The 14,695-nt window shown below is 61.5% G+C and carries 13 protein-coding genes; 10 read left to right on the forward strand and 3 right to left on the reverse strand.

Going from position 1 to position 14,695, the window contains the following annotated elements; genetic code table 11:
- Window positions 1–76 precede the first annotated feature (76 nt).
- A complete protein-coding gene (locus tag NUH87_RS01310) occupies window positions 77–1,555 on the forward strand; it encodes an ATP-binding protein (RefSeq protein ID WP_338524363.1) in 1,479 nt (492 codons plus the stop codon).
- On the opposite strand, the gene NUH87_RS01315 is transcribed toward NUH87_RS01310, so the two are convergent.
- Window positions 1,520–4,315, reverse strand: a complete 2,796-nt coding sequence (locus NUH87_RS01315; protein WP_338524364.1) for an ATP-binding protein — start codon at window positions 4,313–4,315, stop codon at window positions 1,520–1,522. The genes NUH87_RS01310 and NUH87_RS01315 overlap by 36 nt on opposite strands.
- A 334-nt stretch (window positions 4,316–4,649) precedes the next feature.
- Here NUH87_RS01315 and NUH87_RS01320 point away from each other — a divergent pair, with 334 nt between their 5' ends.
- Both NUH87_RS01320 and NUH87_RS01325 read left to right on the forward strand, forming a co-directional pair.
- A complete protein-coding gene (locus NUH87_RS01320; RefSeq protein WP_338524365.1) occupies window positions 4,650–5,222 on the forward strand; it encodes a flavodoxin family protein in 573 nt (190 codons plus the stop codon).
- Window positions 5,223–5,265: 43 nt separating this feature from the next.
- Entirely contained in the window at window positions 5,266–6,090 is an 825-nt protein-coding gene (locus NUH87_RS01325; RefSeq protein ID WP_338524366.1) for an alpha/beta hydrolase, read from the forward strand.
- A gap of 122 nt (window positions 6,091–6,212) precedes the next feature.
- Here NUH87_RS01325 and NUH87_RS01330 read toward each other — a convergent pair whose 3' ends face one another.
- Window positions 6,213–6,653 carry an AraC family transcriptional regulator gene (locus NUH87_RS01330; protein ID WP_338524367.1) on the reverse strand — a complete coding sequence of 147 codons (441 nt, stop codon included), beginning with the start codon at window positions 6,651–6,653 and terminating at the stop codon, window positions 6,213–6,215.
- Between the two features lie 213 nt (window positions 6,654–6,866).
- Here NUH87_RS01330 and NUH87_RS01335 point away from each other — a divergent pair, with 213 nt between their 5' ends.
- The 4 genes from NUH87_RS01335 (at window position 6,867) to ycaC (ending at window position 11,157) form a co-directional block, all read left to right on the forward strand.
- Window positions 6,867–7,790: a LysR substrate-binding domain-containing protein gene (locus tag NUH87_RS01335; RefSeq protein WP_338524368.1), complete on the forward strand. Its 924-nt coding sequence runs from the start codon at window positions 6,867–6,869 to the stop codon at window positions 7,788–7,790.
- 202 nt (window positions 7,791–7,992) lie between these two features.
- Window positions 7,993–8,628 (forward strand): antibiotic biosynthesis monooxygenase, encoded by a 636-nt coding sequence (locus NUH87_RS01340; protein WP_338524369.1) that lies wholly within the window; start codon window positions 7,993–7,995, stop codon window positions 8,626–8,628.
- Window positions 8,625–10,463, forward strand: coding sequence for an amidohydrolase (locus NUH87_RS01345; RefSeq protein ID WP_338524370.1), 1,839 nt, complete (start codon window positions 8,625–8,627; stop codon window positions 10,461–10,463). The genes NUH87_RS01340 and NUH87_RS01345 overlap by 4 nt, the downstream gene beginning before the upstream one ends.
- A 67-nt stretch (window positions 10,464–10,530) precedes the next feature.
- On the forward strand, window positions 10,531–11,157 hold the full coding sequence (ycaC, locus tag NUH87_RS01350) for an isochorismate family cysteine hydrolase YcaC (RefSeq protein ID WP_338524371.1): 627 nt from the start codon (window positions 10,531–10,533) through the stop codon (window positions 11,155–11,157).
- 133 nt (window positions 11,158–11,290) lie between these two features.
- On the opposite strand, the gene NUH87_RS01355 is transcribed toward ycaC, so the two are convergent.
- Window positions 11,291–12,307 carry an alpha/beta hydrolase gene (locus NUH87_RS01355; RefSeq protein ID WP_338524372.1) on the reverse strand — a complete coding sequence of 339 codons (1,017 nt, stop codon included), beginning with the start codon at window positions 12,305–12,307 and terminating at the stop codon, window positions 11,291–11,293.
- A 160-nt stretch (window positions 12,308–12,467) separates the two neighbouring features.
- Between NUH87_RS01355 and NUH87_RS01360 the strand changes: the two genes are divergently transcribed.
- The 3 genes from NUH87_RS01360 (at window position 12,468) to NUH87_RS01370 (ending at window position 14,692) form a co-directional block, all read left to right on the forward strand.
- On the forward strand, window positions 12,468–13,364 hold the full coding sequence (locus NUH87_RS01360) for a LysR family transcriptional regulator (protein WP_338524373.1): 897 nt from the start codon (window positions 12,468–12,470) through the stop codon (window positions 13,362–13,364).
- 177 nt (window positions 13,365–13,541) lie between these two features.
- Window positions 13,542–14,195 (forward strand): hydrolase, encoded by a 654-nt coding sequence (locus tag NUH87_RS01365; RefSeq protein ID WP_338524374.1) that lies wholly within the window; start codon window positions 13,542–13,544, stop codon window positions 14,193–14,195.
- 68 nt (window positions 14,196–14,263) lie between these two features.
- Entirely contained in the window at window positions 14,264–14,692 is a 429-nt protein-coding gene (locus NUH87_RS01370) for a DoxX family protein (RefSeq protein ID WP_338524375.1), read from the forward strand.
- Window positions 14,693–14,695 lie beyond the last annotated feature (3 nt).

A 14,695-nucleotide genomic window follows, 5' to 3' on the forward strand; every position in this document is an offset into this window, starting at 1 on the left:
CGGGAGCCTGGGCGAACTCGCGCAACGGGTGATGCCGTACCTTGAGCCGGGCCAGGTTTTCAGCATGTGGCCCTGTATGAACAACCTCAGAGATTTGAACAGCGATACGGTGCTGCGGTTCGGCCCCTACGCGTTCCACCCGCGTCAACGGTTGGTCCTGGAAGGTGATCGGCCGCTGCGCATGGGGGGGCGGGCACTGGATATCCTCCAGGTGCTGGTCGATCGCGCCGGCAACGTGGTCAGCAAGGACGAACTGATCGCTTGTGTATGGCCAACCTCGGTGGTCGAGGAAATCAACCTGCGTGTGCACATCGCCGCCTTGCGCCGGGCCCTCGGCGACGGCCTGGGTGGGCAGCGCTACATCGTCAGCATTCCCCAGCGCGGTTATAGCTTCATTGCCCCGGTGCAGTGCATTCTGGAGGGCGCATCGGCCTCGATCGACACCATACGCAAGCCCCAGCATAACCTGTCAGTGCGGCTGACCCCGGTCACCGGTCGAGACTCGGTAGTGGGCGGTGTGGTCCGGCAACTGCCGGTTCGCCGTTTCATGACCCTGGTCGGTCCGGCCGGCGTCGGCAAAACCACGGTGGCCTTGCGTGTGGCCGAGCTGCTGTTGCATCACTATCGCGACGGTGTCTGGATCATGGATCTGGCGATGATCGACGATCCGGCACGGGTGATCGAGTCTCTGATTCAAACCCTTGAGCTGGACGGCGGCGTGGACGCCCTGGTGCCATGGCATGCCTTGCTGGTGTTCGATAATTGCGAGCACCTGCTCGAAGGCTGTCGAACAGCGGTGGAGACGTTGCTGGTATCGGTGCCACGGTTGTCGATCCTGGCTACCAGCCGCGAGCCGCTGCGGGCATCGGGTGAAACGGTGCTGGGTTTGCCACCCTTGGCCGTGCCGCCCGCATCGGCGTTGCACAGTGTGGCCCAAGTCATGGGCTATTCGGCGGTGCAGCTGTTTGTCAGCCGGGTTCGGGCCCGTCAGCCGGAATTTACCTTGCGCGAGCGGGACCTCAAGACGGTGCGTGAAATTTGCCGCCGACTCGATGGTTTGCCGTTGGCCATCGAGCTGGCGGCGGCGCAGATCGACGCGCTGGCGCTGGTGGGGCTGCAAGCCCAGTTGGGTAACTGCCTGCAACTGCTGACCCACGGGCGGCGCACCGCCGTTGCGCGGCAGCAAACCCTTAAATCCGCGCTGGACTGGAGCTATCAGCGGCTGAGCCCGCTGGAGCAAACCGTGTTGCAGGGGCTGGCGGTGTTCAAAATGGCCTTTACTCTGGAGGCGGCCGTCGGCGTCATCGGTTGTGCGGTGCTGCGCCCCACCCGTCTGGCGGACGTGCTGGAGCGGCTGGCGCGCAAATCGCTGCTGTCGGTCGAGCGGGGCAATGGCATGACACGTTACCGGCTTCTCAACACCACCCGCACCTACGCTCGGGAGAAACTTGAGCGCAGTGGATTGCTGCGGGTGTTTGAAATGCGTTATGCCCGCTACTTCAGCCGGGCCCGCCGGGCGTTACGCGGACCTGTGTCGTTGCAACTCGTCGAGTAGCCAACGGACCTTGGTCAGGTCTGGCGTGGCAAAGCCTTCAGTGAAGCGATCGTAGATCGGCGCCAACAGGTCATGGGCTTGTTGGAAGTGGCCTTGACGCTGCCAAAGCCGGGCCAGTGATGTGGCAGTACGCAGTTCCCAGGCCAGAGCCCCCTGGGCTTTTGCCACCCCCAGCGCCTTGAGCAGAACGGCCTCGGCTGCACTCTGGCGGTTTTCCGCAAGCAGAGCAACCGCGCTGGCCCGGAGGATTTCCGCCGTGCTCCAGCCAGCAGCGCTGTTTTCGGCCCGTGCCAGCAAGGCGTCATCGACGAAGCCGGTATTCAGGGTGACCATGATTTCCTTGATCAGCCCGGTGCCGGGTTGCGGGTTCGAGTGTGCCTCATTGCCATCGATCACCTGCGCGTAGTGCCGGGCCCAGTTGTGGAACAGCAGCACTGAATGTTTTTGCGCTTGCTCGAGCAGCAGGCGCAAGAGTTCGCGGGCAGTTTGAGTGTCGCCGTTGTAGTGGGCGATCAGGCAACCGGACAGTGCCAGCGTGTAACAGATGGACGTGCCGTGGTCGATCCGGATCGCAATGTCCAACGCCTGACGGGCGGTGCACCAGGCCTGTTCGGGATAGCCCTGCAACCAGAGGATTCGCGCCAGAATGGTCAGGGCGGCGACGCTCTGGTCGTACTGGATGCCAAAGCCGTGGGTGAAGCGATTGAGGTGTCCGCTCTGGGCCATACGCTGAATGACCTGTTCGGCATTCTCCCGCGCCAGTGGCTGATCCCCGGCAAAGTGCAGGGCCAGTACCTGCAAACGGTGAGTACTCAGGGACGCAATGGCATCGTCTTGCAAACCCAGCCGATCGAATTGCAGACTCTGTTCCAGGGCCGCCTGGTAGTTGCCGCAACTGAGATTGACCGCCATGTGCCCGGACACGGCTTTGAGCTGACCGGCTACGTCGTTGCAGCGTTCGGCCAGGGTCCTGGCGCTCACAAAGGCTTCGACGGTTTCGGCGGTGCCGCCCTGGGTATGGTAGCAGGAGCTGCCGAGGGCGAGCTTGAGGGCCATTTTCAGACGAGGGCAGGGCTCTGGCGTCGATTCGAGCAGTGCCAGGGCCTTGCGCACGTACACGCCGTGTTCCTTGAGCAGCGACAGCTCCTGCCAGAGGGGTGTCGAAACCGAAGCCAGTCGGATCGCCAGTGCCTGCGCCCCTTGAGCGTTCAAGCTCCAATCGAGGGCCGAGCGAATGTCTTCCAGACTGCGGGCGTAGCGCTCGATCCACACACAGGCCTGGATATGCTCCCAGTCGTTCTGGGCCTGATGCATCAATGCCAGGCAACGCTCGGCGTGGCGTTCCAGGGTAGTTGGCAGATCAGTTGTCTGGTCGAGTTTTTCCAAGGCGTAGCTGCGGGTGGTGTCGAGCAGACGGTAGAACACCTCTTCGTCGCCCACCTCCACGTTCAGTAACGACTTGGCCACCAGTTGCGTAATCGAGCCAAGCACCTCGCCCGGCTCGATGTGTTCGCCGACAATCACTGCGGCCGCCGACTCCAGCGTGAAACCTCCCCTGAACACACCGAGTCGACGCAGGCAGGTTTGTTCGCAGGCACTGAGCAGCTCGAAGCTCCAGTCGAGTGTGGCGCGCAGGGTCTGATGCCGGCCCAGCGTCGTCCGACAGCCCTGGGTGAGCAGACGAAAACTACCTTGCAGTTGCGTCAGCAATCCACTCAGGCCAAGGTTGCCCACTTGCGCCGCGGCCAGTTCGATCGCTAAAGGAATGCCGTCCAGGCGGCGGCAGATCTCGATCGCCAGAGGCAGCTCGTCATCGGTCAGTTCGAAACTGTCATGACTGGCCATCGCCCGCTCGACGAACAGTTGTACCGCCGAAAAGGTCAAGGCTTGGGTGCGGTCCAGTGCGGCGATGGGCGGTGGGCAGTCCAGAGACTCCAGGCGCTGGACGAATTCGCCTTCGGCCCGCAGGCTCTCGCGGCTGGTGGCCAGAATGTGCACCTCGGGCGCGCTGCGCAGGAGGCTTTCGCTGAGCAGCGCAACGGCGTCGATCAGGTGCTCGCAGTTGTCGATGACCAGCAGCATCTGTCGCTCGCGCAGGAAGCTCGCGAAACAGTTCATCGGTTCAGCGTCGTGCAAGGACAGGCCGAGCAGAGTCGCCAGGTGGGTGGTGATCATCAACGGGTCGTTGAGCGGGGCCAGGTCCAGCAGGCGAATACCGTCCCGGTAGCGACCGATCAGTTGTTCGGCGACGCGCAGCGCCACGGTGGTCTTGCCGATACCGCCTGGGCCGACGAGGGTGATGAAGCGCTGGCGTGGCAATTGCGTCACAAGACTGTCGACCAAGGTCTGGCGACCAATCATGCGCGTCCGGCGAATGGGCAGGTTATGGCCGCTCTGCTCGTGCTCACCGCTCGCGGGACGTTGGTCGACCTGTTCCAGCGAGTACGGCGCGACAAAGCTGTAGCCACGCTGGGCCACGGTGACGATGTAGCGCTGGCCGGACTGGCCGTCGCCGAGGGCCTTGCGCAACGCCGCCATGTGCACTCGCAGGTTGATGTCTTCCACCACGCTTTTGGGCCATACCCGGGCGATCAGTTGCTGCTTGCTGACCACATTCCCGGCGTGCTCCAGCAGGATCAACAGAATGTCCATGGCACGCCGACCCAGGCGCAGGGGCTGGTCGCCCTCCAGCACCAGACGTTGTCCTGGGTAGATCCGGTAGGGGCCGAAATGCACAACCTGTTCGGGGGGAAGGGTCAACGGGATACTCCTGCTTGCATCCGCCCATCACGCGGTATCCGAGCATTTTCCTTGGATTTTTTCGTCAGTGCAACGCGATGGCCGGGCGACTGTCCGGCATGCGCATCGACCGCCGGGTTTCCGGCGCCACTCGCAAGCTCCGTATTGACTGGACGTGGCGGTAGCAAAGGGGTGTGTCGGGTCTTTTGGCGCACCGTTGAGAATTAACAACGTTTAACTCGTCCTGCGTCCGGGTTACGCCCAAAAATCCTGATACTTCAAGTCCATCAACTGCAGGCATCGGCTTTCGTGTTTCGTGCCGCAAAAGGGATCAGCACTTCAGGAGGATGCCGGAATGAGCAACGTGGCGGTGGTCTATCACAGTGGCTATGGTCATACGCGGGTCATGGCCGAGGCCGTGGCCCAGGGGGTGGAACGGCACCCGGGTAGTACCTGTCGGCTGATTCCGGTCGAGGAAGTGGACGACCATTGGGAGCGCTTGCACCAGGCCGACGCGATTATCTTCGGCGCCCCGACCTGCATGGGCAGCGCCTCGGCATCTTTTAAACGGTTCATGGAGCTCACCGGGTCGTTCTACCTGGCCCAGCCCTGGCGCGACAAGCTTGCCGCCGGGTTCACCAATTCCGGTTGCCTGTGCGGCGACAAACTCAACACCTTGGTGCAGATGGCGGTCTTCGCCGCCCAGCACTCGATGATCTGGGTTGGCCTCGACCTGCTGCCAGCGCGTTCCAGCATCGGCGTGTTCGATGGGCAATTGAATCGCTTGGGCAGCTCCCTGGGCGCCATGGCCCAGTCGAATGTCGAGCAGTCCCCCGACCATGCGCCACCCCCCGAAGATCGTGATACCGCCGCGCACTTGGGCGAGCGGGTTGCGCGTCTGGCCGAACGAATGGGGCCATCAGTTTGATTCACCCAAACACCCCCGACGTCTTACCTGAGGAGTCATCGCCATGAGCACATTTACCACCCGCGACGGTACCGAGATCTACTACAAGGACTGGGGCACCGGTCAGCCCGTCGTCTTCAGTCACGGTTGGCCGTTGAATGCCGACAGTTGGGAATCGCAGATGATCTTCCTGGCCTCCAAGGGCTACCGGGTCATCGCCCATGACCGCCGTGGTCACGGCCGTTCCAGCCAGCCCTGGTCCGGCAATGAAATGGACACCTATGCCGACGACCTCGCGCAGTTGATCGAGCGGCTGGATCTGCAGAACGCGGTGCTGTTCGGGTTCTCCACCGGCGGCGGCGAAGTGGCGCGCTACATCGGTCGACACGGCACCGGTCGCGTGGCCAAGGCCGGGCTGATTTCCGCCGTGCCGCCGCAGATGCTCAAGACCCAAGCCAATCCAGGCGGCCTGCCGATGGAAGTGTTCGACGGTTTGCGTCAGGCGTCCCTGGCGGACCGTTCGCAGCTGTACAAGGACATCGCCAGCGGGCCGTTCTTTGGCTTCAACCAGCCTGGCGCCAAGCCTTCTCAGGGGATGATCGACTGGTTCTGGATGCAGGGCATGACCGCCGGTCACAAGAGCACCTATGACTGCATCAAGGCGTTCTCCGAAACCGACTTCACCGAAGACCTGAAAAAGTTCGACGTGCCGACCCTGGTGGTACATGGCGACGCTGACCAGATCGTGCCGATCGAAGCTGCCGGCATCGCCTCGGCCAGATTGATCAAGGGCTCGAAACTGCTCGTCTACCCTGGCGCGCCCCATGGGCTGACCGATACGCACAAGGATCAGCTCAACGCCGACCTGCTGGCGTTCCTCCGGGCCTGATTGGCCCCGGCGCGGGCGTTCGGCCCGCGCCGGTTTTCTGCCCCTGCATGAGTGGCATTCCGGCGCCGGGGTGATGCTCGGTTATCATCCCTGGAAACGAGCGGTCATGCCGCTCGGCTTGATTATTGGGCGTAACGTTGAGCGAGAGGTGAGGGGGCGGCTTGTGCTGTGATAGGGGGCGCGGATCGCAGCGCCTGACAGCGCCAGGCGAAAGGCGTGATGCCTTCGCTGCGGGTGAAAATGTGGCAGAAGTGCGCCTGATCGCAGAAGCCGCATTCCAGACTGATTTGCGTCAGGGTCAGGTCGGTGTCCAGGATCAGTTGCTTGGCCCGGGCGATGCGCTGGCAACGAATCCAGTCCTGGGGGGACAGGCCCGTGCTGCACTTGAAGGTGCGGGAGAAATGGCTGCGGGACATCGCGCAAGCCCGGGCCAGTTCAGTGACTTCCAGGGGTTCGCTGAGGCGGTCGAGAATCAATTGCTTGACCAGGCTTTCCCGCCAGGGCGTGAGGGCTCCAGTGGTGGCTTTTTGCGCTTTCGTGGCGAAGTGCTGAGTGTGAGCCATGACAAATATCCGTTGATGGGGATGCGCCGACACACGGCACGGTGGGCCTGCATCATCCCTTTTGGAAAAACAGGTTTGCGTAGATGGCTTGATTCTTGAGTGCAGGGCGCGGGCTTGCGAGTTAAACGTTGTTAATTCCTCTTGTTAAGCGCACATGATTGAGTAAAGTCCAAAAGACTGGTGCCTGACTGAAAACATAATGGATCCGTACCTATGAACCGTAACGATCTGCGCCGCGTCGACATGAACCTGCTGGTGATTTTCGAGGCTCTGATGTTCGAGAAGAACCTGACCCGGGTCGCCGAAAAACTCTTCATGGGGCAGCCGGCCGTGAGCGCCGCGTTGGGGCGCTTGCGTGATCTGTTCGACGATCCGTTGCTGCTGCGTAACGGCCGCGGCATGGAGCCGACGGCGCGGGCGCTGGCGATTCTCAAGGAGCTGCAGCCGGCGATGGACACCATCTCCGGGGCGGTCAGCCGGGCCAAGGAGTTTGATCCGGCGACCAGTTGCGATGTGTTTCGCATTGGTCTGTCGGATGACGCCGAGTTTGGCTTGTTTCCGTCGCTGTTGAGCCATCTGCGGGAGGAGGCGCCCGGGATCATTGTGGTGGTGCGTCGGGCCAACTACCTGCTGATGCCGACGTTGCTGGCGTCCGGGGAGATTTCAGTCGGGGTCAGCTACACCACTGAACTGCCGGCCAATGCCAAGCGCAAGAAACTGCGGGATATCCCCTGCAAGGTGCTGCGCGCAGACAACCGGCCTGGAGCACTGACGCTGGACGAATACTGCGAGCGGCCCCATGCGATGGTGTCGTTTTCGGGGGATTTGAGCGGCAACATCGATCTTGATCTGGCCAAGGTGGGGCGCACCCGGCGGGTGGTGTTGGGGGTGCCGCAGTTCAGTGGATTGCGGGCGTTGCTCGCCGGGACTGAGATGATCGCTACCGTTCCCGACTACGCCGCTTGCGCGCTGGTCGAAGGCTGTGCCTTGAGGGCCGAAGATCCGCCGTTTCCGATCGATGAGGCACAGTTGTCGATGGCCTGGAGCGGGGTGCACGACAATGATCCGGCGGAGCGATGGTTGCGCTCGCGGATTACCCAGTTCATGTCCGAACCCCTGAATATTCCAGCTTCATAGGGGAAAAAACGGCCTTCACAGAGGCCGTTTTTTCGTCTGGCAGACCTACCTGCACCTGGGTAGTTCGCTCGTAAAGAGAGCACATACGTTCAATTTTCCCCTCCCTCGCAGCGGCATTATCGAATCCAGTCCCGGCGCATCGACGCCGCGGGTTGTTCACCTGTGCTTGCACACAATTTCCGTTTCGCCGGAGCCTTTCGTCATGCCTGATTCCAATCGACTCGACCCTGCAGCCACCCACCCGGTGCGGGGCTTCGAAGAGGTCGTGACCCTGATCGTCAAGCACCGGGTCAAGGCCGGTTTTGAAGTGCCCTATGAAGCCTGGCTGCGACGGATTGTCGGTATTGCCGGGCAGAGCGAGGGGCATTTGGGGGTGGATGTGGTTCGCGGCAAGAGCGCCGGCCTGGCCATGTTTACCTGCGTGCTGCGTTTTTGCTCCACCGAGGCGATGCAGCGCTGGCTCGATTCGCCGCAACGACAGGAGCTGGTCAACGAAGCCGCGCCGATGCTGGCGGATGGGGACCAGACCGAGGTCAATCCGGTCAAGGAATTCTGGTTCGCGCCACAGGCCGATGCCGCTTCGCCACCGCCGCGCTGGAAGCAGGCCGTGGTGACGTTGCTGGTGATCCTGCCGCATACCTTGCTGGTGCCGCTGATCTGGGGCCCGCTGCTCAAGCTCAACGCCTTTCTGTCCAATTACGTGGTTGCCACGTTTCTGATCACCGTGACCATCGTGGTTTCGGTGGTGTACCTGTTCATGCCCATGGCAACGCGCTTGTTCGCGCCGTGGCTGCAAGCTGGACAGCCTCATTCCACTCCGCCTGAGGAAACCCGATGAACGCCGATCTGATTCTATTCAATGGCCAATTTCATACCGTTGACCGTGAAAAACCCCTTGCCAGTGCGGTGGCGATCACCAACGGCCGCTTCGTCGCCGTGGGTACCGATGCCGAGGCCATGGCCCTGCGTGGTTCGGGCACCCAGGTCATTGACCTCAAGGGCCGCTGCGTCATCCCAGGGCTCAACGACTCGCACTTGCACCTGATTCGCGGGGGCTTGAACTACAACCTCGAACTGCGCTGGGAAGGCGTGCCGTCCCTGGCCGATGCCTTGCGCATGCTCAAGGACCAGGCCGACCGCACGCCGACGCCGCAATGGGTGCGCGTGGTCGGCGGCTGGAACGAATTCCAGTTCGCCGAAAAACGCATGCCGACGATTGATGAACTCAACCAGGCTGCGCCGGATACGCCGGTGTTCGTTCTGCACCTGTACGACCGCGCCTTGCTCAACCGCGCAGCGCTCAAGGTCGCCGGTTACACGCGCGACACGCCGAACCCGCCGGGTGGCGAGATTGTGCGCGACGCCAACGGCAATCCGACCGGTATGTTGGTGGCACGTCCGAACGCGATGATTCTTTACTCGACCTTGGCCAAAGGGCCGAAGTTGCCGCTGGAATACCAGGTCAACTCGACCCGTCAGTTCATGCGTGAACTCAATCGTCTGGGCCTGACCAGCGCCATCGATGCCGGTGGTGGTTTCCAGAATTACCCGGACGATTACGCGGTGATCGAGCAGTTGGCCAAGGACCAGCAACTGACGGTCCGCATTGCTTATAACCTGTTCACCCAGAAGCCCAAGGAAGAGCTGACCGACTTCAAGAACTGGACCAGCAGCGTCACCCTGCATCAGGGCGATGACTTCCTGCGCCACAACGGCGCCGGTGAAATGCTGGTGTTTTCGGCGGCGGATTTCGAGGACTTCCTCGAACCCCGTCCGGACCTGCCGCAGACCATGGAACAGGAACTGGAACCGGTGGTTCGCCACTTGGTCGAGCATCGCTGGCCGTTCCGCCTGCACGCCACTTACAACGAATCCATCAGCCGCATGCTCGATGTGTTCGAGAAGGTCAATCGCGACATTCCGTTCAACGGCTTGCCGTGGTTCTTCGACCACGCTGAAACCATCACCCCGCAGAACATCGAGCGGGTGAGGGCGCTGGGTGGCGGCATCGCGATTCAGGACCGCATGGCGTTCCAGGGGGAATACTTCGTCGACCGTTACGGCAGCAAAGCCGCCGAAGCCACACCGCCGATCAAACGCATGCTCGCCGAGGGCGTGCCGGTCGGTGCGGGCACCGACGCCACACGAGTTTCCAGCTACAACCCGTGGACCTCGCTGTACTGGATGGTCAGCGGCCGCACCGTCGGTGGTCTGGCGTTGTACGAGGAAGGCTTGCCGCGCACCACCGCGCTGGAACTGTTCACCCACGGCAGCGCCTGGTTCTCGTCCGAACAGGGCAAGAAGGGCCAGATCAAGGTCGGGCAGCTGGCGGACCTGGCGGCGTTGAGCGCGGACTTCTTCAGCGTCGAGGAAGAAGCGATCAAGTGGATCGAGTCGGTGCTGACGGTGGTCGGCGGCAAGGTGGTGTACGCCGCCGGCGACTTCGAAAAACTCGGGCCGGCCAGCGTGCCGGTGCTGCCGGACTGGTCGCCGGTGCTGAAAGTTCCCGGCCACTGGCGCCCGAATTCGCCGTTGCAGGCCCAGGTGCACCAGTGCAGCGGCCCGTGCGCGGTGCATACGCACAGCCATGAGAAGGCGCGCCTGTCGAATGCGCCGGTCAGCGATTTCGCCGGTTTCTGGGGCGCGTTCGGCTGCTCCTGCTTCGCCTTCTGATTCCGAAAAAAGCGCCGGCCTTCGTGACCGGCGCTCCCTGCAATAACCATCCACCGAGGAGTTTCACATGAGCAACGTTCCTTACAAGCGCCTGAACAAAGACGATGCTGTTGTGCTGTTGGTTGACCACCAGACCGGTCTGATCTCGCTGGTGCAGGATTTCTCACCCAACGAGTTCAAGAACAACGTCCTGGCGCTGGGCGACATCGCCAAGTTCTTCAAGCTGCCGACCATCCTCACCACCAGTTTCGACAGCGGCCCGAACGGCCCGATCGTGCCGGAACTCAAAGAGCAATTCCCGGAAGCGCCGTTCATTGCCCGCCCTGGCCAGATCAACGCCTGGGACAACGAAGACTTCGTCAAAGCCGTCAAGGCCACCGGCCGCAAGCAACTGATCATCGCCGGTGTGGTGACTGACGTGTGCGTGGCATTCCCGACCCTGTCGGCGATTGCCGAAGGGTTTGAGGTATTCGTGGTCACCGATGCTTCCGGCACCTTCAACACCACCGTGCAACAAGCGGCGTGGGCGCGGATGTCGGCCGCCGGTGCGCATCTGTTGAACTGGTTCGCGGTGGCCTGCGAGCTGCAAGTGGACTGGCGCAATGACATGGAAGGTCTGGCGAATCTGCTGTCCCAGCGCCTGCCGAACTATCGCAACCTGATCAACAGCTACACCAAGTTCACTGCCAAGTGATTGGCTGAAAAAATGCCCGCCGATGTGCGGGCATTTTTTCGTCCAGCGTTTTTGCAACCCCCCCCCCCCAATAAACGGCATTCCGGCAGGCAAAAAAACTCGCCACACCCTGGGGTGTGGCGAGAGGTTTGACTCAGTTCAGATGCGTCTTGAGCTCAGCCGCCGCTTGTCGCACGGCTGCCTTCACTTCAGGTATCTGACTCAGCGGATTGAGCAGGCCGAAGTCATGGATCATCCCGTTGTAGCGCACCGAGGTCACCGGCACGCCGGCGGCGTCGAGGTGGCGGGCGTAGCCTTCGCCTTCGTCACGCAGCACGTCGAATTCTGCGGTCTGCACCAGCGCGGCGGGCAGGCCCTTGAGCTGTTCGGCGCTGGCATTCAAGGGTGAGGCATGGATCTGCGCGCGCTCGGCCGGGTTGGTGGTGTAGTTGTCCCAGAACCACTGCATCATGCCTTTGGTCAGGAAGTGGCCTTCGGCGAACTGCTGGTACGAGCCGTTATCGAACCCGGCGTTGGTCACCGGCCACATCAGCAACTGGAAGCGCAGGGCCGGGGTGTTCTGTTCCTTGGCCTTCAACGCCACCACCGCCGCCATGTTGCCGCCGACACTGTTGCCGGCCACCGCCAGACGCTTGCCGTCGACACCGATGTCCTTGCCGTGCTCGGCCACCCATTTCGTGGCGGCGTAGGCCTGGTTGATCGCGGTCGGGTAGTGCGCTTCCGGCGACGGGGTGTAATCGACGTACACGGCAACGGCCCCGGAGCCCACCACCAGATCACGAATCAAGCGTTGGTGGGTCGGGAAGTCGCCCAGCACCCAGCCGCCCCCGTGGAAGAACATGAACACCGGCAATTCGCCCTTGGCCTTGGCCGGGCGCACCACTTTCAGGTTGATCGTCTGGCCGTCGACCTGGATCGCCTTGTCGCTGACTTCAACACCGGACAGATCGACCTTCACCGAGGCCTGGGCACCGGTCAGCACCGCGCGGGCGTCTTTAGGGCTCAGTTGTTCCAGCGGTTTGCCACCGCCGGCGGCGAGGGCTTCGAGGAAGGCCTGGGTGTTGTGTTCGACACCGGGGCTACCGGCGGCGAAAGCGTTGCCGATGGACAGGGCGAGGAGGGAGGCGGTGAGGGTTCTCTTGATGCTCATGGTCAATTCCTTTTTCAATCGTTTGAGTTTTTATGCCTTGGGATTGGGCTGCTGTGGCACTGGGGTTCAGGCCTCAGCAACACCGTGAGCACAGATTAATAAGGTGCCTGAAAGTGAAAAAGCGGCTATAAAGCGTTTAACTGTCAACCAGAGAGTGACAATGAACCCATTCGAAGACATGCGTATTTTTTGCCAGGTCATGGACTCCGGCAGCTTCACGGCGGCGGCCGATCAGTTGGGGCTGTCCAAGCAATTCGTCAGCCGACGCCTGATGCAACTGGAAGAGCGCCTGGGTGTACGGCTGCTCAATCGCTCGACCCGGCGGCTGGACGTCACCCCCTTGGGACAGAGTTATTACGAGTCGGCCTTGCGCCTGCTCAGCGAAGTCGAGCAAGTGGAGCAGGGGATCGCCGGGCAGACCAGCGAGCCTCGCGGCACCATTCGCTTGAGCGCACCGCTGTCGTTCGCGGTGGCGCACTTGGGTTGTCTGCTGCCGGTGTTTTTGCAGCGCTATCGCGACGTCGCGGTGGAAGTGGACTTGAGTGATCGTCCGGTGGACTTGCTCAGTGAGGGCTACGACCTGGCATTGCGCATCGGCGTGCTGGAAGATTCGACACTGATCGCCCGACGCCTCGCTTCCATCCACCGGGTGTACTGCGCCAGCCCGGCCTACCTGGCCGAGCGCGGTACGCCGGTCAACCCTGAGGATTTGCATAGTCATGACTGCCTGCCTTACGGCCACGGTCGTCAGGTGCAATGGCGTTTCGAAGGGCAGGGCAAACCATTGACCGTGAACGTCACCGGAAGGATGCGGGTCAACAACGGTGAATTGCTCAAGGATGCGGCCATCTCCGGCATGGGCATTACCTATTTGCCGACCTTCATTGTCGGGTCGGCCTTGAAGGACGGGCGGTTGGTGCAGGTGCTGGACAACTTCCGCCCTGAGCCGTTGACGTTATCGGCGGTCTATCCGCAGCATCGTCAGGGCTCGCGGCCGGTGCAGGCGCTGATCGAGTTCCTGCGTGAACGGCTGGATCGGACCGAAGACGGGCGTTGAATACAACGGCGCCCCGCAGTCGAAGCGGGGGCCTGATGCCGGTGGGTGGTCAAGCCTCCTGATACTTGGCGAAAGCAATGTTCTCGGCAGCCATTTTCAAGATTCGCACACCCATACAATCGCTCTGCTCCAGCGCCGCCGAAAATAGCACCTCTCAAATCTATCTGGAGAAGTGTTATGGCAACCGCAAAAGCAGCACCAGGCAAAGGCCTGATTGATCCGAGCAACCACGCCCTGATCTTGATCGACTTTCAGTCACAGATGGCATTTGCGACCAAATCCATCGACGCTGTCTCACTCCGTAACAACGCTGCGCTGATCTCGAAAGCAGCGAAGGAATTTGGTGTTCCTGCCATTCTTACCACCGTCGCCGAAAAAAGTTTTTCGGGCCCGATGTTTGAAGAGATTACTTCGGTTTTCGCCGGCCAGGAGCTGATCGATCGGACCAGCATGAATACCTGGGAGGACGAGCGTATCGCCGTCGCCGTGAACAAGATCGGTCGCAACCGCATTGTTCTTGCCGGCCTCTGGACCTCCGTCTGCATCGTTGGACCCGCGATCTCGGCTCTCGAACAAGGCTTCGAGGTCTACGTCATTTGCGATGCGTGTGGTGACGTTTCAGACGAGGCCCATGAGCGCGCTATCGAACGCATGATTCAAGCCGGTGCGCGTCCGATGACCTCGCTTCAATACCTCCTGGAACTGCAGCGTGACTGGGCTCGCGGTGACACCTATAACGAGACGGTGAAAACCGCTATCACTCACGGTGGCGGTTATGGTCTTGGTTTGATTTATGCCAAGACCATGTTCAACGCATCGGAAGGTCACTGATCTGTATCGCGCCTCTTCCTTGTTGAGGGAAGAGGCGCACTCAGGTAAGCGTTGGGAGGCCATGGAACATGTCCACATCTGATAGGAATACGACGACTGCACCGGATGTGGCGCTGTGTTGGCTACGCATCACCGGTGTACTGATGCTGTTGCTGGTGCATGGATTGCCCAAGCTTCTCAATTTTGAGCACGAACTGGGGTTGATCGAAGACCCGTTTGGCATGGGGGCTCGGTTGACCTTGTCCCTGGCCATTTTTGCGGAAGTGTTTTGTCCGATATTCATCGCAGTGGGGCTTCTGACGCGTCTTGCGACACTGCCTGTTCTATTTTTGCTGGTGGTATCGGTCATCTGGGTGCATCCCGAGTGGAGCCTGGCCGAGGGCCAGTTCGCCTGGCTGCTGCTGATCATTTTCTCGACGATCCTTGTCGGCGGATCTGGGAGATTGGCCTTGGGTACGGGTCTGTCACATCGTTGGCCGCTCCTGAGCAAACTGTAGGGG

This window comes from Pseudomonas batumici, from assembly GCF_036585405.1.
Taxonomy (GTDB): domain Bacteria; phylum Pseudomonadota; class Gammaproteobacteria; order Pseudomonadales; family Pseudomonadaceae; genus Aquipseudomonas; species Aquipseudomonas batumici.

What these genes read in the sequence shown, in the direction of transcription:
- NUH87_RS01310 (WP_338524363.1), top strand. Translation starts at nt 77, where the DNA reads ATGAACAACCTCAGAGATTTGAACAGCGATACGGTGCTGCGGTTCGGC.
- NUH87_RS01320 (WP_338524365.1), top strand. Translation starts at nt 4,650, where the DNA reads ATGAGCAACGTGGCGGTGGTCTATCACAGTGGCTATGGTCATACGCGG.
- NUH87_RS01325 (WP_338524366.1), top strand. Translation starts at nt 5,266, where the DNA reads ATGAGCACATTTACCACCCGCGACGGTACCGAGATCTACTACAAGGAC.
- NUH87_RS01330 (WP_338524367.1), bottom strand. Translation starts at nt 6,653, where the DNA reads ATGGCTCACACTCAGCACTTCGCCACGAAAGCGCAAAAAGCCACCACT.
- NUH87_RS01335 (WP_338524368.1), top strand. Translation starts at nt 6,867, where the DNA reads ATGAACCGTAACGATCTGCGCCGCGTCGACATGAACCTGCTGGTGATT.
- NUH87_RS01340 (WP_338524369.1), top strand. Translation starts at nt 7,993, where the DNA reads ATGCCTGATTCCAATCGACTCGACCCTGCAGCCACCCACCCGGTGCGG.
- NUH87_RS01345 (WP_338524370.1), top strand. Translation starts at nt 8,625, where the DNA reads ATGAACGCCGATCTGATTCTATTCAATGGCCAATTTCATACCGTTGAC.
- ycaC (WP_338524371.1), top strand. Translation starts at nt 10,531, where the DNA reads ATGAGCAACGTTCCTTACAAGCGCCTGAACAAAGACGATGCTGTTGTG.
- NUH87_RS01355 (WP_338524372.1), bottom strand. Translation starts at nt 12,307, where the DNA reads ATGAGCATCAAGAGAACCCTCACCGCCTCCCTCCTCGCCCTGTCCATC.
- NUH87_RS01360 (WP_338524373.1), top strand. Translation starts at nt 12,468, where the DNA reads ATGAACCCATTCGAAGACATGCGTATTTTTTGCCAGGTCATGGACTCC.
- NUH87_RS01365 (WP_338524374.1), top strand. Translation starts at nt 13,542, where the DNA reads ATGGCAACCGCAAAAGCAGCACCAGGCAAAGGCCTGATTGATCCGAGC.
- NUH87_RS01370 (WP_338524375.1), top strand. Translation starts at nt 14,264, where the DNA reads ATGTCCACATCTGATAGGAATACGACGACTGCACCGGATGTGGCGCTG.